A 25,081-nucleotide genomic window follows, 5' to 3' on the forward strand; every position below is an offset into this window, starting at 1 on the left:
TTCAGGCTCTGTCATCACGCCAACCTGCCAGATTCGCGGGCGTTAGGACAGCGCCGCTTCGCCCGTGAGCAATGCCCGTGTCGCCGCTTCGACATCAGCCTGCCGCATCAGGCTCTCGCCGACGAGGAACGTCCGCACCCCGGCATTGGCCAGCCGTGCGATATCGGCATGGCTGTTGATCCCGCTCTCACCCACCAGCAGTGTGCCTTCCGGCGCCAGCGGGGCGAGGCGTTCGGTAGTGCCGAGGTCGGTGACGAAGCGCTTGAGGTCGCGGTTGTTGACCCCGATCAGGCGCGATTTCAGCCGCGCGGCACGTTCCATTTCGGCCTCGTTGTGGACCTCTACCAGCACGTCCATGCCGCGTTCGGTTGCAGCGGCCTCGATTTCGGCCATCAGCCCGTCATCCAGCGCAGCGACGATGATCAGAATGGCGTCGGCCCCCATCGCGCGCGCCTCGGCGCACTGCCATGGGTCGATCATGAAATCCTTGCGGATCACCGGCAGAGTGCAGGCGGCGCGGGCGGCGATCAGGTAGTCCTCGTGGCCTTGGAAATAGGGCGCGTCAGTCAGCACCGAAAGACAGGCCGCGCCTCCGGCTTCATAAGCGCGGGCGTGGGCGGGCGGATCGAAATCCGCACGGATCAGGCCTTTGGACGGGCTCGCTTTCTTGATTTCGGCGATCAGGGCAAAGCCAGAGGCGGCCTTGGCCCGCAGCGCCGCTTCGAACCCGCGCGGGGCGGACTGCTGCTGCGCGGCGGCGTCCAGCTCAGACAGCGAGCGCAGCGGCTTGCGGCGGGCCACTTCGGCGCGGGTGGTGTCGCAGATTTCTGTGAGCTTGTCGGTCATTTCACGCTCGCAATCCAGCAATCGAGCAGGCCCTTGGCGAGCCCCTTGTCTATGGCTTCGGCGGCTTCCTCGACGCCTTCGTGCCAGCCTGAGGCCTCACCCGCGACCATCAGCGCGGCGGCGGCATTGAACAGCACGGCATCCCGGTAGGGTCCGGTTTCGCCCATCAACAGCCGCGACAGGGCGGCGGCATTGTGGGCGGCATCACCACCGCGCAGGGCTTCGATCGGTGCGCTGGCAAGGCCTGCCTCGCCGGGCGTGATGCGCCGCATCGATACGTTGGCGCCGGTGACGATGGCCAGTTCATTACCGCCTGCCAGGCTCAGTTCGTCCAGACCTTCATCGCCGCAGACCACGAAAGTCTGTTCCGTGCCGAGCCGGGCGATGGCATCGGCATAGATCGGCACATAGGCCGGCCGGGCAATGCCGACGAGCTGGCGCTTGACCCCTGCGGGATTGGCCAGCGGGCCGAGCAGGTTGAAGATCGTGCGGCGGCCGATGGCGCGGCGGATCGGCATGATCCGGCCCATCGCGGGGTGGTGCGCGCCAGCGAACAGGAAGCAGATGCCGATGTCGCCGAGGGTTGCTTCGGCGGTCTGGGCGGCGCGGGACAGGTCGAGGCCCAGCGCTTCGAGCGTATCAGCAGCGCCCGATTTGCTGGATGCGGCGCGGTTGCCGTGCTTGGCGACCGGCACGCCGCAGGCTGCGACGACGATGGCAACGGCGGTGGACACGTTGAGCGTGTGCTGCCCGTCGCCGCCGGTGCCGCAGACATCGATGGCATTGTCCGGAGCGGCAACGGCGATCATCCGGTCGCGCATCGCCTGCGCTGCGCCGGCAATTTCCTCTGCCGTCTCGCCGCGTTCGGTCATGGCGATCAGGAGGTGGGCGATATCCTCGTCGAGCATAGCGCCATCGAGCATCTGCCCGAACAGGGCATGGGTTTCGTCAAACGTCAGGGGCGTGGCGGTAATGGTCATTTGCCCGGCTCCTTGCGCAGACTCGTCACGACAATCAAGGGGCCGAGCGGAAAGCGCACGTCCATTCGTCCGCCGGCGGGATTCCACAGTGATGAAATCGTGCCGTCGAGGAACAAGGCATTGGCATCCCCGCAGGCGCGCTTCATCAGCCGGGCGATCTGGCCGAAGGAGACCGGCTCGTCCGATATAGCGAAGTGCGCGGTACCCCTGGCATCGACGCAGACGGAATTGCGGAGTTTCAGCGAGGCACCGTTCTGGGCAAGGCTGGGGTGAAGCTTGCCGGTGATCAGAAGCATCGGGCCGGACTGGGTGCCGAATTGCGGGCGCTTGGTGACGGTTGCGGCAAAATCCTCGCTGCTGAGCACGCGCCAGTTGCCCGCCGCATCGCCGAAGAACACGCCGTTGGGCTTGAGGTAGAAATTGCCCTCGGCATCGGCCTGATTGAGTTTGCGCAGCCGCTCCCCATTTTCAACGTAATAGCCGATGGGCCGGCTGCCGGTGTCGTACATGCCGCCGTTGACGGCGAAGGCGATATCTCCCCGGTCGGCGGCCTGCGCGAGAGTCGGGAAACCGCGGAAGATCACGCCGTTCTGGCCCTTCAGACGCAGCGCGATCTGGTGCTTTCCAGGGACGGCGAGGCATTCGGTGAAGGCGGCATCCTCGAAGCGGGTCGCGGTGCAATCGCCTACGGGTGCGGACTTGGGCGCGGGGGCGCTGCCGACGTTACGATAGAGCAGGACGCCGACCAGCAGGGCGAGCGCGGCGATCAGGATGCGGCGCAGGTTCATGATCGGACCCTGCTTGGCGACCGATCAGGCCGGCAGGCGCGCGTCGACGCCGCAGATCTTGAGGAAGTTGGCCAGCATGGCGTGGCCGTGTTCGGTCGCAATCGATTCCGGGTGGAACTGCACGCCGTGGATCGGCAGGCTCGCATGGCGGAAGCCCATGACATGGCCATCGTCCGAGCGCGCGTTGACGATCAGGCTTTCGGGAATGTCCTCGACGATCAGCGAGTGATAGCGTGTGGCAGTGAAGGGTGAGGGCAGGCCGGCGAACAGCCCGGTGCCGTCGTGGGTGACGGGCGAGGTCTTGCCATGCATCAGCCCGCCGCGCACCACCTTGCCGCCGAAATACTGCCCGATCGACTGGTGGCCGAGGCACACGCCAAGCAAGGGTTTGCCCGCTTCCGCTGCCGCGCCGACCAGTTCAAGGCTGATCCCGGCCTCGTTCGGCGTGCAGGGGCCGGGCGAGATCAGGAAGCCTTGTGCGCCCGAGCTGATCGCCTGACCCGCCGAAATCGCATCGTTGCGCACGACCTCGACCTCGGCCCCCATCTCCATCAGGTAATGGACGAGGTTCCAGGTGAAGCTGTCGTAATTGTCGATGACGAGGATCATGGGCCGACGCCTTAAGCGCGGACTTGCGGGCGGAGCAACAGAATTTGCGCTTCCGGGCTCAGAGCGCGTTTGGGGATGACGATAGGGGCGAGGGTGTTTGACAGGAGGACAATGTGGGCCGGGCCTTCGATTGCCTGCCGCAAGTCCTGCCATTCAAGGCGCACCTGTCCGCCATCGAAGCTTGCGCCGGCCTGATCGATCAGCGCGTTGATCCGCCGTCCGGTCCAGCCAAGGCTCTCGATCGAAGCGCGCGTGGTGTTCAGCGCGATCCGCAGCAGCATGAGGTATTGAAAACCGAGGAACAGCGCGCACATTGCCGTGGCAAGTCCGAATATCCGCCGCGCATCACCGCCCGGCGAGAACTTCGCGGCAGCCAGCGCCACCAGTCCGCCGACCAGCAGCGAGACCGCAATGACCAGCAACGGCCCTGCCTTGCGCATCGGATGCCGCCCGGCGAGCAGCGCGGCGGACTGCGCATTGTCCTGCGCGGTCAGTTCGAACGAAAAGGAGCGGCCTGCCCCCGCGCCGCTCATTGCCCGAAGCCGGTCTCCGAAGCGACCCGAACCGCTTCGCGCGCGGCGGCGAACAGCGCGCCGGCCTTGGCCTCGCATTCACGCTGTTCGTAATCGGGCTGGCTGTCGGAGACGATCCCCGCGCCGGCCTGAACGTGCAGTGTGCCATCCTTGACGATCCCGGTTCGCAGCACGATGCAGCTGTCGACCGAGCCGTCAGGTGCGAAATAGCCGACGCCGCCGGCATAGGCCCCGCGCGTTTCGTGTTCCAGTTCTGCGATGATCTCGCATGCGCGGACCTTGGGCGCGCCCGAGACTGTACCTGCTGGGAAGCCGGCAAACAGCGCGTCAATGGCGTCATGGTTCGCCGTGTCGAGTTGGCCAACGACATTGCTGACGATATGCATGACGTGGCTGTAACGCTCGATCGTGTAGCTCTCTGTCACCCGTACCGAGCCCGCCTGCGCCACCCGGCCAACGTCATTGCGGCCCAGATCGAGCAGCATCAGGTGTTCGGCGCGTTCCTTCGGATCGGCGAGCAGGCTTGCCTCATTCTCGCGGTCTTCCTCGAGGCTGACACCGCGCGGGCGCGTGCCGGCAATCGGGCGGATCGTCACTTCACCGTCGCGCACGCGCACGAGGATTTCCGGACTCGATCCCACGGCGGCAAAGCCCGGCAGGTCGAGGAAGTAAAGGAACGGCGAAGGGTTCACCCGGCGCAGCGCGCGGTACAGATTGAACGCCGGCAGCGCGAAGGGCGTGGTGAAACGCTGGGCCAGCACGACCTGGAAGATGTCCCCGGCGGTGATGTAGTCCTTCGCCTTCAGCACCATGTCGCGGTAGCGGCCCTCGGGCAGCACCGGAGTGAGCGCCGGTTCGGCGAGATCGGCTATCGCGGTGGTCGCGCGGGCAGGCTGGGCAATCCGGCGCAGGGCTTCGTCGATGCGATCGGCGGCGCTATCCAGCTGGGCTTCGGCGGTGCCTTCCGGCCAGACCGGGGCCACGCACCACAGATCATCCGTTAGCCGGTCAAACACCAGCACCAACGCCGGTCGCACGAACAGCATGTCGGGCAGCTCAAGCGCCGATTGCGGGGCGCGGGGCAGGTTTTCGACGAGGCCGATCGTTTCATAGCCGAAATATCCGACGAAAGTGGCCAGCGCCTTGGGCAGGACATCGGGCACTTCGATGCGGCAAGCCGTAACCAGCGCGCGCAGTTCGCTCAGCGCGTCACCCGGCAAGGCTTCGAAGCCATCGCGGTCCGTCCGCCATGTGCGGTTGACCTCTGCCGCATGGCCGGTGGCGCGGAACACCAGATCCGGGTCAATCCCGAGCATCGAATAGCGCCCGCGAACTTCACCGCCCTGAACCGATTCGAGGAGGAAGTCGCCGCGGCCCGGTTCGATCAGCTTGATTGCCGCGCTGACCGGCGTTTCCGTATCGGCAACCAGCTTGCGCCAGATCAGCGCCGGCTGGCCGGCCGCCAGCTGGGCATGAGCCTTATCCCAGTTTTCAGGGCGTGCGCCGGCCATCTGCCTGTTCCGTCCGGTCAGCTGCCGCCGAGCAGCTGGCGCTTGACCGCGTCCAGCACCAAGGTGTTCTTCTTGACGCCGATTTCGGCCTTGATCGCGCTGCGCAGCTGCTGGGCATATTCGCGGCCCGAAATGCTGCCGAAATCGCGGCGGGCGCGGGCGAGTTCCGGATCCTTTGGATCGATCTTGCCCGGCGTGATGGTCTTGACCGACACGACATAGAAGCCCCGGTTGCGCGGTGCCGGCATCAGCTTGACCGAACCGCGCGCCATCGAGAACAGCAGCGCGATCGGCTGCGGGATTTGGCCGCCCATCTGCGCCAACTGGGCGCGTGGCATGGTCACCCGGTCAACCGGCGGCAGCGGCTTGCCCAGCGCGGCCAACGCGGCCTGCATGTCGGTACCCTTCTTCGCTGCGGCCATAACCTGCTCGGCGGCAGCCTTTGCGGCGGCAGAGCCCTTTTGCAGCATCAGGTCGGCAACCACCTGCGCGCGGATCTCTTCGATCGGAGCGGGAGCTGCTGGCTGGATGCTGGTCACATCGAAGACGATGAACGACTTGCCCGGATCGACCTCGGCAAGCTGGGGCTGGTTCTCGCCTTCCATGAAGAAGGCGGCCTGCAACACGCGGGCGATTTCCGCCGGTGCCTTGGCTTCGCTGCCATAGACCGCGCCGTTCGACAGCAGCGGTGGCGACTGCTTAAGCGTCAGACCGAGGTCCTTGGCAATGTCAGTCAGCGATCCGCCATTGTCGAAGCCGTCTTCGATCTTGGCCGAGAATTCGGCGAGGGCATGACGCTTGCCTTCTTCATTGAGCGCCGCGACAATTTCGCCGCGCGCCTGATCAAGTGTCTTGCCCGCCTTACCGGCATCGCCTTCAACGCGGACGACGAACCAGCCAAGGCTGCCCTTGAGCGGGCCAACCACGGTGCCGGGCTTGGCCGCGAACACGGCATCGGCCGTCGCCAACGAGCTTTGCAGCTGGTAATCGGCCTTGTCGATCGACGGGATGGCAGCGGCGGACAGGCCCTTGCTGCGCGCCGAGGCGTCAAGCGTCATGCCCTTGCCAAGATCAGCGAGAATGACGCGTGCCGCAGCCTCGGTCGGTGCGATGACCTGAGTCAGCTTGCGCGCTTCGGTGGCGGTGTAATTCTCGGCATCAGCCTTGTAGCGCTCGGCAATCTGCGCCTCGGTCGGCGCGGGAACCGACTTGATCACACTGTCGTCGAACATGGCATAGCGCACCACGCGGCGTTCGGGCCGCATGTAGGTGTTGCGGTTGGCCGCGTAATAGGTCGCCAGTTCCTGCGCGCTGGGTTCACCGGCCGGGGCGAAAGCAGCAGACGGGATCAAGGCAATCGCGCCTTCGCGGGTCTCGCTCAGCAGACCGGCATAACGCAGCATCGGATCAAGCGGCACGCGCGCGCCGAATGCGGCGGGGATCTGCACCTGTTTGGCGATCAGATCATCGGCCACCTGTTCGCGGAACAGCGCTTCGTTCATGCCGGCCTGAGCCAGGGCGGCGCGGAAATTGGCTTCGCTGAAATTACCGTCAGTGCCGCGGAACGACGGGATCTTAAGCAGTTCGCTGTCCACCAGCCGCTTGCCCGCGACCATGCCGTGGTCATCACCCCAGACCGCGATGGCCGCCACGTCGATCAACTGGTCGAGCAACTGGTTCAGCCCGTCCGCTTCGATGAACTGCTTGATCGTGGCGGTGGGGTTCTGCTTGCGGGTCTGCTCAACCGTATTGAGCGCATTCGATGACAGTAGCTGGGCATCGATCGAACGGCTGCCGACCGTGGCAACCTTGCCACTGGCGCTGGCGCCGCCAAGGCTGGAGACACCGTCCGCCAGTACAAAAGCCAGCGCCATCAGGCCGACGAAGCCCAAGGTGATGGTCAGTCCGACCTTGGATTTCATGAACTTGCGGAAGAACTCGAGCATTGTGACAGCTTCACCTGGGACTTGAACAGAGGCGCGGCTTTACGGCGCTTGTCCGCATACGGCAATGGCCATCCGCGCAGGAAAACGTGTCGCCGCGCCTTGCAAGCAGGGCCGGTTGTCACTCGATTCGTCGCAGGTTGTTTTGACAAGATCGCCGCGGCTCCCTAGCTGGCGCGGCAAATGGCCGTGCCCTCGATCCGGGAGAGTCGGGCGGGCCTTCTTGAAAAACAGGGAGTTAGTTTCTCATCATGTCCGCTTCCCCCTATATTGTCGGCAACTGGAAGATGAATGGCACGCGTGCCATGCTTGCCGAGGCCCGCGCGATTGATCGCGCCGCTGCGCGCTACCCGGGCGTGCAGGTGGCGCTGGCCCCGCCGTTCACCCTGATTCAGCCCTTCGCCGAAGCCGCGCAGGCCATCGCCACTGGCGGTCAGGACTGCCACGTGGCCGCCAAGGGCGCACACACGGGCGATATTTCCGCTCCCATGCTGGCCGACTGCGGCGCCAGCTTCGTTATCGTCGGCCATAGCGAGCGCCGCAAGGACCACGGCGAAAGCGATGCGCTGGTCAAGGCCAAGGCCGAGGCTGCCATCGATGCCGGACTTGGCGTGATCGTCTGCGTGGGTGAGACTCTGGAAGAGCGGGATGCAGGCAAGGCCGAAGCCGTCGTATCCAAGCAGGTCGACAAGTCGCTTCCCTCTGCCGAAGCGATTGCCGAGCTGGCTCCCGGCCGCATTTCGGTTGCCTATGAACCGGTCTGGGCAATCGGCACCGGTCGCGTTGCCGAGGTCGAGGACGTTGTCGCAATGCATGCGGCTATCCGCGCTCGCATCACGGCTGCTTACGGAGACAAGGGCGAAGGCGTGCGCATCCTTTACGGCGGTTCGGTCAATGCCGAAAACGCTGCCGCTCTGCTCGCTGCAGAGGGCGTGGGCGGGGCGCTAGTCGGCGGGGCGAGCCTTGCCGCGGAAAGCTTCGTCGCGATCATCGCGGCGGCCGGAACCGAATCGGTCGCCTGATCGCGCCGACTCCTGAAGCGGCAATGGGGGTGCGGCAAGGGTTGCGAAAGCGCCCTCGCGCGCCTAGATGCGCCTCAACCAAGGTCAAAGGCCCGACATAATGCTTCTCTTCCTTACCGTCCTCCAGGCTATCGTAGGCGCGCTGCTCGTTGGCGTTATCCTCATGCAGAAGTCCGAAGGCGGCGGCCTTGGTGTTGGCGGCAGCCCCACCGGCCTGATGTCGGCGCGCGGCGCGGCGGACTTCCTGACCCGGGCGACGACCGTGCTGGCGGTCATCTTCGTCGGCCTGTCGATCGTACTGGCGGCGCTGGCCGCGGGCCATTCGAGCGGTCAGAAGATCGATACCTCGCTGCAGCGTTCGGCGCCCGCGCCGGTCCAGCAGGGTCCCGTAGTGCCAAATCCGGGCGCGCCGGTCGCCAATCCGGCGGCTCCTGCGGCCAACCCGGCAGCTCCCGCTACCAAGTAATCGACAAAGGCAGACCTGCGTCCCTACCGTCACTCTGTGGCGGGGAGGGGTGAATTGCCGCGCGGCAATTGTGTGGATTTCGCCGCTAGTCGCTTGCCCAACCCCCCTACACTCGCTTAAGGCCCAACTCCCATGGCGCGGTTCATTTTCATTACCGGCGGCGTGGTCTCCTCGCTCGGCAAAGGTCTCATGGCGGCAAGCCTCGCGGCACTGCTGCAGGCGCGCGGATTTAAGGTCCGCATCCGCAAGTTCGATCCCTATCTGAACGTCGATCCGGGCACGATGAGCCCGTACCAGCATGGCGAAGTCTATGTGACTGACGACGGGGCGGAAACCGACCTCGACCTCGGCCATTACGAACGCTTCACCGGCGTCTCGGCGCGGCAGGCGGACAACATCACCTCGGGCCGAATCTACCGCGACATCATCGCTAAGGAACGCCGCGGTGACTATCTTGGCGCGACCGTGCAGGTGATCCCGCATGTCACCGACGCGATCAAGAACTTCGCCCGCGCCGAAATTGACGACCTCGACTTCGTGCTCTGCGAAATTGGCGGAACAGTGGGCGATATCGAAAGCCTGCCCTTTATCGAGGCACTGCGCCAATTGCGCAATGAACTCGGCCGCGATCAGACCTGTTCGATCCACGTCACCCTAGTGCCCTATGTAAAGGCTGCCGGTGAGCTCAAGACCAAGCCGACCCAGCATTCGGTGCGCGAACTGACCAGCCTGGGCGTCCAGCCCGACGTGCTGCTGTGCCGCTGCGAACACCCGCTTCCGGACAACGAACGCGCCAAGATCGCGCAGTTCTGCAACGTCCGCAAGGAAGCCGTGATCCCGGCACTCGATGCCCAGTCGATCTATTCGGTGCCGCTGCAGTATCACGCCGAAGGCCTCGACGCAGAAGTCCTGCGCCACTTCGGCATCGACAGCAGTGTCGCGCCCAACCTTTCGCGCTGGGACGACATCGTCGATCGCTACCAGCATCCCGAAGGCGAAGTGAACATCGGCGTTGTCGGCAAATATGTTGGCCTGCCCGATGCCTACAAGAGCCTCAACGAAGCGCTGGTCCACGGCGGCATGGCCCACCGGGTCAAGGTCAATATCCGCTGGATCGACGCCGAAGTGTTCGAAGGCGATGACAGCGAGATCGCTGCCCGGCTCGAACCGCTCCACGGTATCCTTGTCCCCGGCGGCTTCGGCGTGCGCGGGACCGAAGGCAAGATCGCGTCGGTCCGCTTCGCGCGCGAACGCAAGGTGCCGTTCTTCGGCATTTGCCTTGGCATGCAGATGGCCTGCGTCGAAGCGGCGCGCAACACGGCCGGGATCGAAGGCGCGGGCTCGACCGAATTCGGCGAGCCGAGCGAGCCGGTGGTCGGCATTATCACCGAATGGATGGGCCCCGAAGGCCTGCAGCAGCGCGGTGCCGAATCCGATCTTGGCGGCACGATGCGGCTGGGTGCCTATGAAGCGAAGCTCGCTGGCAACAGTCACGTTTCCGCGATCTATGGCGCGACGACGATCTGGGAGCGCCACCGCCACCGCTACGAAGTCAACGGCGCTTACCGCGAGCGGCTGGAGCAGGGCGGACTCGTCTTCTCGGGCATGTCGCCCGATGGCCTGCTGCCAGAAATCGTCGAGCGGCCGGATCATCCCTGGTTCGTCGGCGTGCAGTTCCATCCTGAACTGAAGAGCAAGCCTTTTGATCCGCACCCGCTGTTCGCCGGTTTCATCGGCGCGGCGCTCGCGCAGTCGCGACTGGTCTGATTTCGCGGCCCCCTCGAAAGGCCCTCATTCCTTTTGACGCCTCATTTCTTTTGACCAAGGCCTTAAGGAATTAACCTTTTTCGAAAACGTTTCGACAGGTGATTGCGGCCCAAGGTGGTTTCGGGCAATAGCAGAGTCGCACTCTCGAATATCGATGGGTACGTAAGGCTACGTGGCCATAAGGCGGGGGCGCCTCAAGGTATTAAAGCTTGTTCTGAACTGATCGTCTTCTGCGACCCGGACGATCAGGAAAGACAAGACGGCGCGCAAGCGTCGTGGGGGCGGACCTTCCCGGGTCCGCCCCCGTATTTGACGGTATGGAACGTTAAGCCGCTTTTCCGGCGTCCTTGTCACCCTCGACCAGGCTCAGCGTCTTCTGCCCGGCAATGCCGATCTTCTTCGGCTTCATCGCCTCGGGCACTTCGCGCACCAGATCGATCAGCAGAAGCCCGTCTTCCAGGTTGGCATTTTCCACGCGGACGAAATCGGCCAGTTCGAACCGGCGCTCAAAGCCACGCTGGGCAATGCCGACATGGAGGAACTGCGCCGCATCCTGCGCCTCCGGTGCCTTGCGACCCGAAACCACGAGCAGGTTCTGCTGAGCGGTAATGTCGAGCTCGTCGGGCTTGAAGCCGGCGACGGCCAGCGTGATGCGATAGGAATCGTCGCTGCGGCGCTCGATATTGAAGGGGGGGTAATTGTCGCCGCTGCTGCGGCCCGCATTTTCCAGCAGGTCGAACAGGCGGTCAAAGCCTACGGTGCTGCGGCGATAGGGGGAAAAATCAAAACGGTTCATGGCAAAAATCCTCTGTTGAGCAATTTTCGGTTCAGAACGAGACCCCGAAAAGGGCGTCCCGCCGGTTTCGCGCCATGCCCTTTGGGGCGCATGACACGTGACCAGAGATATGTTAGCCGATCAGACTTTCAAGTCTCCATTTTAGGAACATCATGCCACAGGTCGAGATCTACACCCAATGGGGCTGTCCCTACTGCGTTCGTGCCAAGGCACTGTTTGACTCCAAGGGCGTTGAATATGTCGAATATGACGTGACAATGGACTCGAAGAAGCGCGCGGAAATGACAGAACGTAAACCGGGAGCGCGCACCGTGCCGCAGGTGTTTATTGACGGCGTCCCCTATGGCGGCAGCGACGATATCCACGCGCTCGACCGCGCCGGAAAGCTGGACGAGGCACTGGGCATCTGATGACGCGCATTGCGCTGCTCCAGATGTGTTCGGGGATCGACCCGGGCGCCAATGCGCGCACCATCGTCGAGGCCTTGGCACAAGCGAAGGCGGGCGGAGCGCAGATGTTGTTCACCCCCGAAATGTCGAATATCATCGACCGGGATCGCCGCCGGGCGAGTGCCAGTATCGTTGCCGAGCAGGACGATCGCCTATTGGCCGCTTGCCGCGATGCGGCGGCAAAGCATGGCCTGTGGCTGGCTCTGGGATCGATTGCCGTTTCGCGCGAGAACGGCCGTTATGCCAACCGCGCGTTGGTGATCGACGCAAATGGTGAGATCGCGGCCCGCTACGACAAGCTCCACATGTTCGATGTCGATCTTGCGACCGGCGAATCTTGGCGGGAATCGAATGCCTATGCCCCTGGCGAGGCGCTGGGCATCGCTGATGGAACGCCGCTGGGCCGGCTCGGTCTGGCGATCTGTTACGACATCCGGTTTCCCGCGCTGTTTGAAGCGCTTGGTCGGCACAAGTGCGATGCCATCGCAGTACCTGCGGCGTTCACCGTGCCCACCGGGCGCGACCACTGGCACCTCCTGCAGCGCGCCCGCGCCGTCGAGGCCAGCGCTTTCGTAGTCAGCGCCGCGCAGGTCGGCCGGCATGAGGACGGGCGCGAAACTTACGGTCACAGCCTCGTCGTCGATCCTTGGGGCGAGGTCCTCCTCGATATGGGCGGTGAGGCCCCTGGCATCGGCTTTGCCGAGATCGATCCGGCGCGCATCGCCGAAGTGCGCGCGCAATTGCCCAGCCTTGCCAATCGCCGCGAAATTCCCACTTGGGCCGGGATATGATTGTCTACGATCTTGAATGCCGGGCAGGGCAACATCGTTTCGAGGGCTGGTTCGCCTCTTCGGACGATTTCGCCAGTCAGCAGGGCAGGGGGCTGGTTTCCTGTCCTTTTTGTGATTCCCGCGATGTCGTGAAGGCGGTGCAGGCCCCTAATGTGGCGCGCAAGGGCAACCAGTTGCCCGACGTGGCCATGCCTGCGAAATCGCGTGCGCCTGCGCCGGTGACCAATTCTGGCCCGCAGATCCCGCCCGAAGCAGCCGAGTTGTTCCGCGCGATTGCCACGGTGCAGGCCGAAGCACTCAAGTCATCGACCTATGTCGGCGACAAGTTCGCTGATACGGCCCGCGCGATTCATTACGGCGAACAGGACGCCGAACCGATCCACGGCAGCGCGACACCCGACGAAGCGCGCGAGCTGTTCGAAGAGGGTGTTGAGATCGCGCCGATCCTGTTCCCGGTAGTTCCGCCGAGCGAAGCGAACTGATTGCATCGCCGCTGTCGCCTGCCTACGGAAGCTGCGCGTGCGCCCGTAGTTTAGCAGGATAGAGCACCAGGTTGACCTTCGGTCAGCTGCGCTTCCCTAATCTGGGGCCATGGGTTCGAAGCCGGAGCGCCAAAGGCGCGGAGCCGGCCGTAGCGCAGCGAAGGCCAATCCCGTCGGGCTTGCGAGATCATGCTGCGCCGCTTAGAGCCGCATCGAGTGCGCCCGTAGCTCAGCAGGATAGAGCACCAGATTCCTAATCTGGGGGCCATGGGTTCGAATCCCGTCGGGCGCACCATCCTTTGCACCAGTCAGTTTACGTCCAATCAAAATTATGCCTCTCCTGTTGCAGTTGTAACAAAAGTGAATCATTTCAGGGCCTTGCGATAGTCCTGTTTTGCCGCTTCCAAATCGCCAGCCAAAGTCGTGAGAATCCAACACATTTTATGCTTGCATGGCCCAATCGAATATGATTCTTGGAGGCATGCAAAGGATGCGGAGCGAGCCCCGGCTGAAGAGCGAGAAGATCACCCAGCTGGGTGCCCTGTCGCTGCTTCTCATCATGTCGGGACTGGCCGTTGCCGGGCCAAGTGGGCTGCTGGCCTGGGGTGAAAACCTCCACATGCTCGATCAGCGCAATTCCGAACTGAAGCAGGCCATAGTTGAGCGCGACGCGCTGAAAAACCGGGTTGAGCGGCTTGATCCCAATGGCGCCGACCCCGATCTGGCGGGTGAACTGGTGCGCCGCGACCTCAACGTCGTCCATGAGGACGAAATGGTCCTGATCCTCAAGTAACCTGCCGGCGGAAAAGGTCCGAGTACGGTTACCCATCCGGCTATCAGAATTTCGTAGGGCGGCAATAAAAGTGCACAGCCCCGGTTCCCCTTGTCGAGATCGCTCTCTATACGGGAGCGAGTTCTTTCCCCAGGGGACCATCATTGGCCAAAGCCGCTAAAAAGACCTCCGCTCAATCGGGCGGCGAAACCTTCGAGCTTCGTTCGCTCCAGACCGCTTTTGAAGCTGACAAGCTTTACAAGGCCGGCGACGAAGAACTGTTGAAGTTCTATGAGCAGATGCTGCTCATCCGCCGCTTTGAAGAGCGGGCGGGCCAGCTTTACGGCCTCGGCCTGATCGGCGGGTTCTGCCACTTGTACATCGGACAGGAAGCGGTTGCCGTGGGCATGCTTTCAGCGCTTGATGATGACAAGGACAGCGTCATCACCGGCTACCGCGATCACGGCCACATGCTCGCCTATGGCATCGAACCCAAGGTGATCATGGCTGAACTTACGGGCCGCGCCGCCGGGATTTCCAAGGGCAAGGGCGGCTCGATGCACATGTTCAGCACCGAGCACCGGTTTTACGGCGGCCACGGCATCGTCGGCGCGCAGGTGCCGCTGGGGGCAGGCCTTGCCTTTGCCAGCCAGTACCGGGGCGACGGCGGCGTGTGCCTCTCCTATTTCGGAGACGGCGCGGCCAACCAGGGGCAGGTCTATGAAAGCTTCAACATGGCGGCGCTGTGGAAGCTGCCGGTGATCTTCGTGGTCGAGAATAACGGCTATGCCATGGGCACGGCGGTCACGCGCGGTTCGGCGGAAACGCATTTCTACCGCCGCGGCACAGGATTCCGCATTCCGGGCATGAGCGTCAACGGCATGGACGTGCTGGAAGTGCGCAAGGCCACCGAAGTCGCGCTGGAATTTGTCCGCGCCGGCAACGGCCCGGTGCTGATGGAAATGCACACCTATCGCTATCGCGGCCACTCGATGTCCGATCCGGCGAAGTACCGCAGCCGCGACGAAGTGCAGGAAATGCGCGAAAAGCACGATCCGATCGAAGCCGCGAAGGTTGAACTGATCGCCCGAGGCATGTCCGAAGACAAGCTCAAGGACATCGACAAGGCAATCCGCACCCGCGTTTCCGAAGCCGCCGATTTTGCCGAAAGCTCGCCAGAGCCGGAAATGGGCGAATTGTACACCGACGTTCTGGTGGAGCGTTACTGATGGCCGTCGAACTCAAGATGCCCGCGCTCTCGCCAACTATGGAAGAGGGCAAGCTCGCCCGCTGGCTCGTCAAGGAAGGCGACGAAGTGAAGTCGGGCGACATTCTGGCCGAGATCGAGACGGACAAGGCGACGATGGAATTCGAAGCCGTCGACGAAGGCACAATCGGCAAGATCCTCGTGGCCGAAGGCACCGAAGGCGTGAAGGTCGGCACCGTGATCGCCGTTATCGGTGAGGGCGATGTAGGTTCGCCTACCGCTGCGGCGCCTGCGCCAGCACCTGTCGATGAAGCCGCTCCGGTTGAAGCTGCGCCTGCGCCCGCCAAGTCGAACATGAAAACGATCACCGTGCGCGAGGCCCTGCGCGACGCCATGGCCGAGGAAATGCGCCGCGACGACCGCGTCTTTGTCATGGGCGAGGAAGTCGCGCAGTATCAGGGCGCCTATAAGGTCACCCAGGGCCTGCTCGACGAATTCGGGCCAAGGCGCGTGATCGATACGCCGATCACCGAATATGGCTTTGCCGGTATCGGCACCGGCGCAGCGATGGGCGGCTTGCGTCCGATCGTTGAATTTATGACCTTCAACTTCGCCATGCAGGCGATTGACCACGTCATCAATTCGGCGGCCAAGACCAATTACATGTCCGGCGGCCAGATGCGCTGCCCGATCGTGTTTCGCGGACCCAACGGCGCCGCCAGCCGCGTCGGCGCGCAGCACAGCCAGAACTATGGCCCGTGGTATGCCTCGGTCCCGGGCCTGATCGTGATCGCGCCGTTCGATGCTTCGGATGCCAAGGGCCTGCTCAAGGCGGCAATCCGCAGCGAAGACCCGGTGGTCTTCCTCGAAAACGAACTGGTCTATGGCCGCAACTTCGAGATTGCCGAGGAAGATGACCACGTCATCCCCATCGGCAAGGCCCGCGTCATCCGTGAAGGCAAGGACGTGACGATCGTGTCCTACTCTATTGCCGTCGGCTGGTCACTCGAAGCAGCAGAAGTGCTGGCGGGTGAGGGGATCGACGCCGAAGTGCTCGACCTGCGCACCCTGCGCCCGCTTGACCGTGAGGCTGTGTTGAAAAGCTTGGCCAAGACCAACCGCCTCGTCATTGCAGAGGAAGGCTGGCCGGTCTGCGGCATTGCCTCCGAAATCATGGCGATCTGCATGGAGGAGGGCTTCGACCACCTCGATGCGCCGGTTCTGCGTGTCTGCAACGAGGATGTGCCGCTGCCATATGCGGCGAACCTGGAAAAGGCGGCGATCATCGATCCGGCGCGGATTGCCGCGGCGGTGCGCAAGGTCTGCTATAAGTAATCAGCTGGCCGAAAAGGTCGAGCAGCTGGCGACGATGCCGACCGGGTTGGTTTGGTAGATCTGCGTCAGGTCGCGGCTGTCGCGCACGTTGAACGCGGCAGTGGACTTGATCGTCTTGTTCGAGAACAGCGCGCCGGAAATCAGCGGCTTGTAGTCATAAATGACCTCGACAAAGATCACCGCGTCGCTGGTCGGGGCTGTTACTTCCTGACCGGTCGGGCCAATGCCGCCGGTCTTGATGTCGCCCTGGATACCGTAGCTGGACGGCACGTTCTTCGCGCCCTTGCAACGCTGCCACTTGATGAACTGCTGGTTGGAGGTGTTTACCTCGAGGCTCGATATTATGACCCTGCCGTTTGACAATAGGTTTAGCGTCGATCCGCCATCGAGGTTTGCGCCCATCATCACGTCATTGATGTCGCCTTCGTAGATTTTTCGATTGGTGAGTGTTGACGAATCGCCGATGCGCGAAGCGTTGTCGGCCACCTGGAGGGTGACTTGGCTCACTCGCAACTGTACCATCATGTACCAAGCCATTTCACCTCCATAGAGGAGCGAAGTGAGCAAAATTGGCGCGATGATCGCGAACTCAACTGCGGCAACGCCGCGTTCAGACAGTCTTAGCCAAAAGAGAAAGGAGCGTAGGCGCGTCATTAGCAGTTCTTGACCAACTTAGTGACATCTTGGCTTCCGTAAGGCTGGTTTCTAAGCACGGTCTCCGTCTTGATTGTTATGTTTTCAGACAATCCAATCAGTTTAGCGACTGCAAGTGGGCGGGGATAAGTCACGGTAATGCTGTAAAGCACCGCGTCTTTTGCGCCGCCTTGTCCGGTTTTTCCGCGATCAGCATCCCAGATGCCATTTCCATTGGCGTCTTCATAGACCTCGCCCAAATCACAGCTCCCGTTGTTGTTCACATCGGTAAAATCTTCAGGCTTCGCTACATTGCTAAAATTGGTATATGACTTGCGTTGGAACGTCATCGTCGCATTCGGCACTACGAAGCGGACCGTATCTGCGACTTTTTGGTCGATTGTTGAAATCGAACTCGCCGCGCCTTCGATAGTGGAGTCGCGACCTGCTTTCTGTATTGCACCTTGCAGGACCGAACTGGCGTAGAGCTGATAGGCGACGTCGTAGGTCCCCATCAGCAGCATGATCAGCACGGGCGAAATGAGCGCGAATTCGATGACGGTAACGCCGTCCTGGTTCGAAGCGAGGTTTTTCCAGAAGGTCATTTCGATATTCTCAAGTCACCCATGCCGCCAATGATCTGATCGAATGCAGTATAAAGAGATGCTGCATTCGATGCTTCGAAGTAATGCCCTTTTCCAGCACAATCAGTCAGTGTAGGATTGAGAGCGACCCCAAAACCAATTACCCATACAGAAATGTTCTTTTTCTTTATCTCTTTGCACGCAACTGCGAGCCTATTTTCAACGACCTTTGTCAGAGTATACTGTGAAGAGGGCGACCAACGCCTCCGCGACAAACTTTCAAGGCCATAAGCTCCGTACGATAGCTCGTTAGGCATAGTCAGGCCGTCGGTAAGAAAAATAAGATGCCGGTTCGTCACCACGCCCCCAGTGTCCGCATTTTCTGAAGCAAATAGACCTGTAGGAGAGAGAAGTCGCCCACCCCAGATCATACCAATGTCATGGTATGTGTTTCCGGCGGCGGTTAAGGAATCAAGATACGTGGATACTTCGCCGTTGGTCATTTCTGCGAGCTTGCGAGCGGATTTCGGGCATGATGCAAAACCGTTCGCTCCCGCGTTAATGAAATCGCCTTGGTAAAAATCTCCGTTCGGTGTCCAGTTCCACAGAGAGTAATTTGTCCAAGTGAGGCTTCGTTCCCAAGAAATTTCGGGTAGTTGCGGTTTCCACTGCGTATCGGGGTCTGTATCGACAGGTACCATGTCGATATCGAGATCAAGCGCTTTGCTCAGGTCGACATTTGCATAATCACTGATATCGTAGGTCTTCCGCTCTTCAATGCAGCCGTTGAATCGAGCGTCGATTTTAGAAGTCTTGGACGGGATCCCACCCATATCGAGTTGAAGCTTTCCGCCGACGGGCGGCAAATCCGGAAAAACGGATTTGAAAGTACTGACGTCAACGCTGATGGGCCGATAGTGCCAGTCGAAGAGCTTTTCTTTTACTGTGCCTAATGGTTTTTGAGAATACACATAGGTATAGGCTACATACGTGAACGGAGTGATTGTGGTATCGCCTTCACCGCTGGTCTCGCAGTTGTAGTCGGTCCCATCGATTTGGACGCGCCAGTTCTCGGTTCCGTCGGGATCAGTCCAATTGTTGATAGTATTCCAAGTCAGTCCCCCTGCCGGGCATGACGGCGCATCATATGTTGAGCCGTAAGAGAAAGTGCCGCTTTCGTAAGTATTTTTTGTCTGGTACTTCTGACTATCGACGATCAGTCCGGTATCATGAGCTTCGCGACCTTCGTACGTCCATTTGTCGACCATCCATCCCGATTTCAGAAGATATCCAACGTTGACGTTGGTCGCATAAGGCACAAATCCATAGCGCATCCGCGCGCCCGTGCTTTTTGCTTTTTCGAGCTGACTGTGAAATGACTTTACGACGTCGCGGAGAACCTTGATCCGAGATTTGGTGTCACCGGGATTGGTTTCGTTCATCGACCCCGTGACATCAAGCACCATCATGACATCGGTATTCGAGAAACTAACCTTCGCTTGGCAGGTCACAGCTATGTTGAGTTCGCGAAAACCAAAAAGTGCCATCAAGGTAGTAGGCACCTTGACGTCTGCATTCCCTGAGACTGACTTGTCGGGTTCGATGGCCATCTGGAATTTACGCGTTCCAGTGCCGTAAGATCCGGTCTTGAAATTTGCGGTAAAAAACCTGTCACCCACAGTCTTGACGTCCACTGGCGGTATGGCTCCGCTGACAGTGGTGTTTGCCAGTTTCTTGCGCGCGGCAAGCACGCCGGCATCGCAGGCCTGCTGCAGGCGGCTTTGCGAGAGATAGCCGCGGCCCATGTCGATCCCGCCGCCGATCATGGCAAGGATCGGGACGAGCGAGAAGGCGACGATCATCAGGGTGTTGCCAGCCTGGTCGCGCGAAAGCCGCGCGATGAATCGCGCTGCCTGTCGTGCCATATCCCTTCCGCTCAAAAAGCGCATGCGCCCCCACCTGAGGTTTCCCGGTACGGTGCCGCAATAGACGAGGGCCCGTAACGGCTTCGTTAATTCGGAGGGTTAATTTGTTGACGCTGCGTGTTTTTACATATCACCCGCAACGAAACGCCCGAAACGACACTCGGGGATTTACACACTGGGTCTATTCGACGAGGAACACCGGCTGCGAATAGCTGAGTGGTATGTCGCTGACGCCGATCAGGTTCATGACCGAAGGCGCGTTGTACCTGATCGATACCGACAATTCGGTCGTGCCTGCAACGCGCTGAGTCTCTGGCCGGCTTACGCTGATCGTCAGCCGCGACGTATCGAGCATATAGGGCGCCGAAGTCGCCATCGTCCGCGCTGTCGTTGTCAGGTCGTTGGTATCCCGGAAGCTGCCGTTCTGGTATTGAACCACGGTGTAACGGGCAATATCGGCCGACGCGCTGCGCATGGCGTTGTAGCTGTTCATCGTGATGCCGATCTGGAAGACGCCAAGCATCATCGTGATCAGAACCGGGATGAGCAGGGCGAACTCGATCGCCACCGATCCGCTTGCATCGCGGACAATGCCAAGTGTGGTGCGCTTGATCATATCGCGTCCGACGCTGTGGTCTGCTGCTTGATCATGACATAGCGCGTGACGTTGAGCGGAACCGTATTGCCAATGCCGAACTTCGTCCAGACCGGCGTGTAAGTGTCTCTCAGCGTGATCTTGACGTAGGAACTGATGAGGTTCGTGCCGCACCCGGTTGCATCGGTAGCGTACTGAGTCGTCGACCCGCACCGATAGGCGGCATCGACCGCGACATGGTCCTGATCAAGTCCGGTCGATGTCTGCAAGATGCCTTTCAGGGTTGCCCGGCGAGAAGGGCTGGTCGGTTCGGATGCCAGCGCAACGGACGATGCTTCGGCAGAGGCAATCTGCAGTTCTGACTGCCGGGCCACGATCCGGCTGGCTTCATAGGAACCCACCGACATGGAAAGCAGCACCGGCGCGATCAGCGCGGTCTCCAGCGAAACCGCACCGTTCCGGTCACCGGCCAGCGCAAAGAATATTCGCATCAGGCCCATCACGATACCAGTGTCACGACGGATTCCGCGCCGCCAGCATCCAGGATGTTGGCACCTGCGGGAATGCAGAAGTTGTTGAAGTCGGTCGCGCCAGTGATTGTTACGTTGTTGGCCACCACCATCATGCAGACACCGGAAACGGCGGTCGTACCGTTGAACCAGATTTCCCGCTTTGGCATATAGAGGATCCCGTTCAGCACGACGGTGGAATTGCCGTTCAGCTTGATCTGCTCGGTGGAATCCTTGTCATGGAAAACGAGCGAAGCGAGCGTGTCGGCGACGGCGTTGGTATAGCCATAGGTGTTCACCAAGGTTTCCTTGGTGATTCCGCTCAGCGTCACGTTAGAAGTCGAATTGATATGCATGCCGTTCGACGTCTTGATGACGAACATCACGTCGGTGCCGGTCACAACATGGTTCTGACCGAAATCGATAGAGTCGACGACATAGATTCCCGGCTGGAAATGGGTCTCGCACGTCACGTTGATCGTGCCATATGTGCCTGGCTCGGGGCGGGCGATGCCGTCTGAGGCCGGCGTCGTGGTTGTGGTGACATCACTGAGGGTCGTTGTCGTGACAACCTTCTTGATTTCATACTTCTTGGGCGAGGTGCTGACCTGCCGCACATAGGTGTAGCTGGTTGTGCTGGTTGACCCATTGACCGAACCTGACGGAACTTCGACATTGCTGATCGCAGTTCCGGCGTTGGACGAACCGGCAGTAGCTGGCGAATACGTTGTCGTATTGGTTCCGGCATTGGCGGACGCCAGTGCCTGGTTCGAATTGTTGCCGGTGTGGTACTGATAGGTCGTGACCGTCGAAACCCGTTTGGTCGCCGTGGTGGTCGTGCTGGCAGCAGTGACAGCAGGACAGGAATAGGTCTGGGCCGGGCTGGGGCTGGGGTTTGGCTGGCCGATGTTGCCAAGGGGGTTGGTCAGGCCCCCGCTGTTGGGGTGCATGGTGCCATTGCTGGAGAACTCGCTGTCAATGCCGCCGCCCGCAACCAGCATGCCCAACTGCGCCGTGGAGGAGCCATTCTTGACCATCGCCGCCGTCGCGTGCGTTGAAAGCGCGACAACGCCACAGGTTGCCGAACCGCTGGCATTGCCGCCCAGGGTGAAGGCGCCCTGCATCGATGGATGCAGCGCGACAATACAGCCGGAATAGTTCGTTCCAGCCGAGGTGGCAGCCTTCGCGCTGACCTTTACCGTCACTGAGCGACCGGTCAGGAAGCTCGAAAACGGCAGCGCCTTGCTCGCCGAAGCTTCGACGGTGACAGCATTATTCAATCCGCTGCCATGGTTGCCCAGCGTGACCGTCGGCGTGGAATCAAAGTCCGCAACCGTCTGGATGTTGGCGTTGTATTCCTGGATTGCGCGGGTCTGATAGGTTGAGATCGTCGCGGAGCTGGTGCGTGCCCACGCTCCGGCGATTGCCGCTTGATCGACTGCGACCTGCAACTCGCGCTTCCACAGGAACCACTGGGCCGTATCGACAGCAAGCCCGCCACCGCCAATGATTGCCGGCATGCTGATCGCCACAACCAGAGCCGCATTACCACTGGCGTTGCTGACCAGATCCCGGAAAATCTTTCGCGCTCTGTCAAACATCGGATTACCTTGCTCAGGCCCATTTTTGGCACGTGGCGTATTGGCCCTAATACGTAGGTGCTGGTAAACGTTTCATTGCAAAGGTTCGGTTAACGCTGGGGAAGGTGGCAGATTGGCTCGAATCTGGCCAAGCGGCCGGCGATTCTGGCTGAGCGGCCTCGCCGCACTTGACAGTCTGCGGCCAAGGCATGAACGCGCTGGCCATGGATGCTGTGCTGATCGACGGGCTTTCGCCGCTTTACCGACTGGCGCTGGCATATGCTCCGGGACCCGCCAAGCCGGCTTGGCTTAGCTTTCTTTCCCTCGATACCCGGCTTGCGGGACTGCTTCGGCAGGCGCGCGATCCGGTGCTGGCGCAGATCCGGCTGGCCTGGTGGCGCGAGCGGCTGGAGCAAGCGCCCTGCGATCGTCCACGCGGCGAGCCCTTGCTTGCAAGGTTTGCTGACTGGCCGGACGGCGGCAGCGCGCTTTCACCGCTGGTGGATGGCTGGGAGGCGCTGCTGGGCGATCCTCCCCTGCCGCTGGCTGCACTGGAAAGCTTTGCGCAGGGCAGGGCGGCAGGAATATCCGCGCTGGCGGCCTGCATGGGACTGGCCGACCCAGCACCCGATCTTGCCCGTTCCTGGGCGATGGCGGACCTCGCTTGCCACCTCGGCGATCCGCGCGAACAGGCGCTGGCGCTGAAGGGGCTGGCGGATTGCCCTGCGCCTGCGGGCCTGCCCAGGGCCCTGCGCCCCTTGCTCGTGCTTCAGCGTGTTTCCACGCGCGCGGCGCGCAAGGGCGGGGCGGCGCACCTGACCACGCCAGCGGCGCTGTTCACAGCCATGCGGGCGGGCTTGCTAGGCTGCTAAGGACTTGGCACTAAGGGCTTTCACGGAGAATCAGCGATGAATCGCACAGTCCTGGGAGCCTTCGCCGCCCTGCTGCTTGTCGCTACGGGCTTGTTCTGGTGGCAGGGCCGCGCCGCACTCGACATAGGCGAGCCGCTGCCAGCCGTGCCGGGGGGGCTGCCGGCGGACGAAGGCCTGCCCGACGCGACCGGGCAAGGGCTGCTCGGGGCATTGCCGCCAGCGACCAGCGAAGCGACCAAGGAACAGCGCCGCTTCGACCGGCTCGACCGCAACCGCGACGACAAGATCACCCGCATCGAAATGCTCACCCCGCGCATCGCCGGCTTCCGCAAACTTGATACCGACGGGAACAACCTGCTCAGCTTTGAAGAATGGGCGGTGAAAACCTCCAACCGCTTCAAGGGCGCGGACGGCAACGGCGACGGCAAACTTGATCGCGGCGAGTTCACCAAAACCAAGCCCAAGGCGAAAGCGAAACCGGCGTGCAATTGCGGCCCGACAACGAAAGCGCGCGCAGCCAACAACCGCGCTGCGGCGACCGAGGTTGCGGATGCAGCCGAGGAAGATGGCGAGGAATAGACTCGTCGACCCGGACCTGACCCGGGACCGCTGGCCAAATTGCGCGGCCTTTCAAGATCGCGTAATCTCTCCACCGGTCCCGGGTCAGGTCCGGGACGACATTACAGCGCAGCGGCCTGCTTCCAATCTGACAGATCAGTCTTTGCCCGGTCCGTATAGGCCGCCTTGCGCGCCTTTTTCTTCACATCGTGCAGCGGCGGGAACAGGCCGAAATTGACGTTCATCGGCTGATAGCTGTCCGCCTCGGCATCGCCGGTGATATGTGAGAGCAGCGCCCCCAGCGCCGTGGTGGCTGGCGGGGCCTGCCAATCGGTGCCCGCCAATTCGCAGGCCGTCATCAACCCGGCAATCAGGCCGACGGCCGAGCTTTCGACATAGCCTTCGCAGCCGGTGATCTGCCCGGCAAAGCGAATGTGCGGCGCAGACTTCAGCCGCAGCTGTCGGTCGAGCAAGGTCGGCGAATTGAGGAACGTATTGCGGTGCAGCCCGCCCAGCCGCGCGAACTCGGCGTTTTCCAAGCCCGGTATCGTGCGGAACAGGCGCACCTGTTCTGCGTGCTTCAGCTTGGTCTGGAAGCCGACCATGTTCCACAGCGTGCCCAGCTTGTTATCCTGCCGCAGTTGGACCACGGCATAGGGCCAGCGGCCATTGGGGTGTTCTTCGGTGGCCCAGTGGGGATTATCGAGTCCAACCGGCTTCATCGGCCCGAAGCGCAGCGTTTCCACCCCGCGCGATGCCATGACCTCGATCGGCATGCAGCCATCGAAATAGGGGGTGTTTGCCTCCCATTCCTTGAACTCGGTCTTTTCGCCCGCCATCAACCCGGCGTGGAATGCCTCGTACTGCTCGCGGGTCATCGGGCAATTGATATAATCGCGCCCGTCGCCGCCCATCTCGAAGCTTGCTTCGGCGCCCTTGTCCCAGCGGCTGGCCATCCAGGCGACGTCCATGTCGATGGAGTCGCGATAGACGATCGGCGCGATGGCATCGAAGAAGGCGAGGCTGTCGGCGCCGGTCGCGCGGCCGATGGACCCGGCGAGGCTCTCTGCTGTCAGCGGCCCGGTGGCGACGATGGTCAGGCCGGCATCTGGCAGAGTATCGATGCGTTCGCGCACCACGGTCAGGTTGGGCAGGCCGGCCAGCGCTGCCTCGACCTCGGCCGAGAAAAAATCGCGGTCGACCGCCAGCGCCGATCCGGCGGGCACCCGCGCCTTCGCGGCGGCGGCCATGACCAGCGAATCGAGCGCACGCATTTCGTGGTGCAGCAGGCCGACGGCGTTCGACGTATCGTCGTCCGAGCGGAACGAGTTCGAGCAAACCAGTTCGGCCAGCTGATCGGTCTGGTGCGCCGGCGAGCGCTCTCCGGAGCCTCGCATTTCCGACAAGCGAACCTTGAGCCCGCGCCGCGCGAGTTGCCACGCTGCCTCGCTTCCGGCGAGCCCGCCGCCGATGATGTGCACGTCATATTGCATGGGGGCAGCCTCTAGCCCTTGCGGGCCTGCTTGGA

26 protein-coding genes and 1 tRNA gene are annotated in these 25,081 nt (G+C 62.0%); 12 read left to right on the forward strand and 15 right to left on the reverse strand.

Annotated elements, in window-relative coordinates; all coding sequences use genetic code 11:
• Positions 1-42: 42 nt before the first annotated feature.
• From trpC to WG900_RS03510, 7 genes are read right to left on the reverse strand one after another with little or no spacing between them, the layout of a single operon-like run.
• Positions 43-846: an indole-3-glycerol phosphate synthase TrpC gene (gene trpC / locus WG900_RS03480; RefSeq protein ID WP_339964673.1), complete on the reverse strand. Its 804-nt coding sequence runs from the start codon at positions 844-846 to the stop codon at positions 43-45.
• On the reverse strand, positions 843-1,826 hold the full coding sequence (gene trpD / locus WG900_RS03485; protein WP_339964675.1) for an anthranilate phosphoribosyltransferase: 984 nt from the start codon (positions 1,824-1,826) through the stop codon (positions 843-845). The genes trpC and trpD overlap by 4 nt, the downstream gene beginning before the upstream one ends.
• Positions 1,823-2,614, reverse strand: coding sequence for a phosphodiester glycosidase family protein (locus tag WG900_RS03490; RefSeq protein WP_339964676.1), 792 nt, complete (start codon positions 2,612-2,614; stop codon positions 1,823-1,825). The genes trpD and WG900_RS03490 overlap by 4 nt, the downstream gene beginning before the upstream one ends.
• Before the next feature lie 24 nt (positions 2,615-2,638).
• The gene (locus tag WG900_RS03495) at positions 2,639-3,223 is read right to left on the reverse strand and encodes an anthranilate synthase component II (RefSeq protein WP_339964678.1); all 585 of its coding nucleotides are present in this window, start codon (positions 3,221-3,223) and stop codon (positions 2,639-2,641) included.
• An 11-nt stretch (positions 3,224-3,234) separates the two neighbouring features.
• Complete coding sequence (locus WG900_RS03500) at positions 3,235-3,756, reverse strand: YcxB family protein (protein WP_339964679.1); 522 nt, start codon at positions 3,754-3,756, stop codon at positions 3,235-3,237.
• A complete protein-coding gene (locus WG900_RS03505; RefSeq protein WP_339964681.1) occupies positions 3,753-5,267 on the reverse strand; it encodes an anthranilate synthase component I family protein in 1,515 nt (504 codons plus the stop codon). The genes WG900_RS03500 and WG900_RS03505 overlap by 4 nt, the downstream gene beginning before the upstream one ends.
• A gap of 17 nt (positions 5,268-5,284) precedes the next feature.
• The gene (locus tag WG900_RS03510) at positions 5,285-7,213 is read right to left on the reverse strand and encodes a peptidylprolyl isomerase (protein ID WP_339964683.1); all 1,929 of its coding nucleotides are present in this window, start codon (positions 7,211-7,213) and stop codon (positions 5,285-5,287) included.
• Between the two features lie 248 nt (positions 7,214-7,461).
• Here WG900_RS03510 and tpiA point away from each other — a divergent pair, with 248 nt between their 5' ends.
• From tpiA to WG900_RS03525, 3 genes are all read left to right on the forward strand, one after another.
• Positions 7,462-8,232, forward strand: a complete 771-nt coding sequence (gene tpiA, locus WG900_RS03515) for a triose-phosphate isomerase (RefSeq protein ID WP_339964685.1) — start codon at positions 7,462-7,464, stop codon at positions 8,230-8,232.
• A gap of 100 nt (positions 8,233-8,332) precedes the next feature.
• Positions 8,333-8,698: a preprotein translocase subunit SecG gene (gene secG / locus WG900_RS03520; RefSeq protein ID WP_339964687.1), complete on the forward strand. Its 366-nt coding sequence runs from the start codon at positions 8,333-8,335 to the stop codon at positions 8,696-8,698.
• A 132-nt stretch (positions 8,699-8,830) separates the two neighbouring features.
• The gene (locus WG900_RS03525; RefSeq protein WP_339964690.1) at positions 8,831-10,465 is read left to right on the forward strand and encodes a CTP synthase; all 1,635 of its coding nucleotides are present in this window, start codon (positions 8,831-8,833) and stop codon (positions 10,463-10,465) included.
• 325 nt (positions 10,466-10,790) lie between these two features.
• On the opposite strand, the gene WG900_RS03530 is transcribed toward WG900_RS03525, so the two are convergent.
• Positions 10,791-11,261: an Hsp20 family protein gene (locus tag WG900_RS03530; RefSeq protein ID WP_339964692.1), complete on the reverse strand. Its 471-nt coding sequence runs from the start codon at positions 11,259-11,261 to the stop codon at positions 10,791-10,793.
• A gap of 152 nt (positions 11,262-11,413) precedes the next feature.
• Here WG900_RS03530 and grxC point away from each other — a divergent pair, with 152 nt between their 5' ends.
• The 7 genes from grxC to WG900_RS03565 all read left to right on the forward strand — a co-directional run bounded on the left by grxC (position 11,414) and on the right by WG900_RS03565 (position 16,297).
• The gene (gene grxC / locus WG900_RS03535; protein ID WP_339964695.1) at positions 11,414-11,671 is read left to right on the forward strand and encodes a glutaredoxin 3; all 258 of its coding nucleotides are present in this window, start codon (positions 11,414-11,416) and stop codon (positions 11,669-11,671) included.
• Positions 11,671-12,501, forward strand: coding sequence for a carbon-nitrogen hydrolase family protein (locus WG900_RS03540; protein ID WP_339964698.1), 831 nt, complete (start codon positions 11,671-11,673; stop codon positions 12,499-12,501). Before grxC ends, WG900_RS03540 begins: the two co-directional genes overlap by 1 nt.
• Positions 12,498-12,983 (forward strand): DUF1178 family protein, encoded by a 486-nt coding sequence (locus tag WG900_RS03545; RefSeq protein WP_339964699.1) that lies wholly within the window; start codon positions 12,498-12,500, stop codon positions 12,981-12,983. The genes WG900_RS03540 and WG900_RS03545 overlap by 4 nt, the downstream gene beginning before the upstream one ends.
• Positions 12,984-13,201: 218 nt before the next feature.
• A tRNA-Arg gene (locus tag WG900_RS03550) sits at positions 13,202-13,278 on the forward strand.
• 186 nt (positions 13,279-13,464) lie between these two features.
• Positions 13,465-13,776: an FtsB family cell division protein gene (locus tag WG900_RS03555; RefSeq protein ID WP_339964702.1), complete on the forward strand. Its 312-nt coding sequence runs from the start codon at positions 13,465-13,467 to the stop codon at positions 13,774-13,776.
• A 143-nt stretch (positions 13,777-13,919) separates the two neighbouring features.
• Positions 13,920-14,984, forward strand: a complete 1,065-nt coding sequence (pdhA, locus tag WG900_RS03560) for a pyruvate dehydrogenase (acetyl-transferring) E1 component subunit alpha (protein WP_339964704.1) — start codon at positions 13,920-13,922, stop codon at positions 14,982-14,984.
• A complete protein-coding gene (locus WG900_RS03565) occupies positions 14,984-16,297 on the forward strand; it encodes a pyruvate dehydrogenase complex E1 component subunit beta (RefSeq protein ID WP_339964707.1) in 1,314 nt (437 codons plus the stop codon). Before pdhA ends, WG900_RS03565 begins: the two co-directional genes overlap by 1 nt.
• Here WG900_RS03565 and WG900_RS03570 read toward each other — a convergent pair whose 3' ends face one another.
• From WG900_RS03570 to WG900_RS03595, 6 genes are all read right to left on the reverse strand, one after another.
• Complete coding sequence (locus WG900_RS03570) at positions 16,298-16,951, reverse strand: TadE/TadG family type IV pilus assembly protein (RefSeq protein ID WP_339964709.1); 654 nt, start codon at positions 16,949-16,951, stop codon at positions 16,298-16,300.
• Complete coding sequence (locus WG900_RS03575; protein WP_339964711.1) at positions 16,951-17,535, reverse strand: TadE/TadG family type IV pilus assembly protein; 585 nt, start codon at positions 17,533-17,535, stop codon at positions 16,951-16,953. The genes WG900_RS03570 and WG900_RS03575 overlap by 1 nt, the downstream gene beginning before the upstream one ends.
• Complete coding sequence (locus WG900_RS03580) at positions 17,532-19,463, reverse strand: TadE/TadG family type IV pilus assembly protein (RefSeq protein ID WP_339964712.1); 1,932 nt, start codon at positions 19,461-19,463, stop codon at positions 17,532-17,534. Before WG900_RS03580 ends, WG900_RS03575 begins: the two co-directional genes overlap by 4 nt.
• 157 nt (positions 19,464-19,620) lie before the next feature.
• Positions 19,621-20,055, reverse strand: a complete 435-nt coding sequence (locus tag WG900_RS03585; RefSeq protein WP_339964713.1) for a TadE family protein — start codon at positions 20,053-20,055, stop codon at positions 19,621-19,623.
• Positions 20,052-20,534 (reverse strand): TadE/TadG family type IV pilus assembly protein, encoded by a 483-nt coding sequence (locus WG900_RS03590; protein ID WP_339964716.1) that lies wholly within the window; start codon positions 20,532-20,534, stop codon positions 20,052-20,054. Before WG900_RS03590 ends, WG900_RS03585 begins: the two co-directional genes overlap by 4 nt.
• The gene (locus tag WG900_RS03595; protein WP_339964718.1) at positions 20,534-22,144 is read right to left on the reverse strand and encodes a pilus assembly protein TadG-related protein; all 1,611 of its coding nucleotides are present in this window, start codon (positions 22,142-22,144) and stop codon (positions 20,534-20,536) included. Before WG900_RS03595 ends, WG900_RS03590 begins: the two co-directional genes overlap by 1 nt.
• A 188-nt stretch (positions 22,145-22,332) precedes the next feature.
• On the opposite strand from WG900_RS03595, the gene WG900_RS03600 reads away from it, so the two are divergent.
• Together WG900_RS03600 and WG900_RS03605 are read left to right on the forward strand one after the other, a co-directional pair.
• Positions 22,333-22,995, forward strand: a complete 663-nt coding sequence (locus WG900_RS03600) for a hypothetical protein (protein ID WP_339964719.1) — start codon at positions 22,333-22,335, stop codon at positions 22,993-22,995.
• Positions 22,996-23,031: 36 nt separating this feature from the next.
• A complete protein-coding gene (locus WG900_RS03605; RefSeq protein ID WP_339964720.1) occupies positions 23,032-23,574 on the forward strand; it encodes an EF-hand domain-containing protein in 543 nt (180 codons plus the stop codon).
• Positions 23,575-23,675: 101 nt separating this feature from the next.
• Here WG900_RS03605 and trmFO read toward each other — a convergent pair whose 3' ends face one another.
• Positions 23,676-25,046, reverse strand: a complete 1,371-nt coding sequence (gene trmFO, locus WG900_RS03610) for a methylenetetrahydrofolate--tRNA-(uracil(54)-C(5))-methyltransferase (FADH(2)-oxidizing) TrmFO (protein ID WP_339964721.1) — start codon at positions 25,044-25,046, stop codon at positions 23,676-23,678.
• Positions 25,047-25,081 lie beyond the last annotated feature (35 nt).

This window comes from Novosphingobium aquae (assembly GCF_037572715.1).
Lineage (GTDB): Bacteria > Pseudomonadota > Alphaproteobacteria > Sphingomonadales > Sphingomonadaceae > Novosphingobium > Novosphingobium aquae.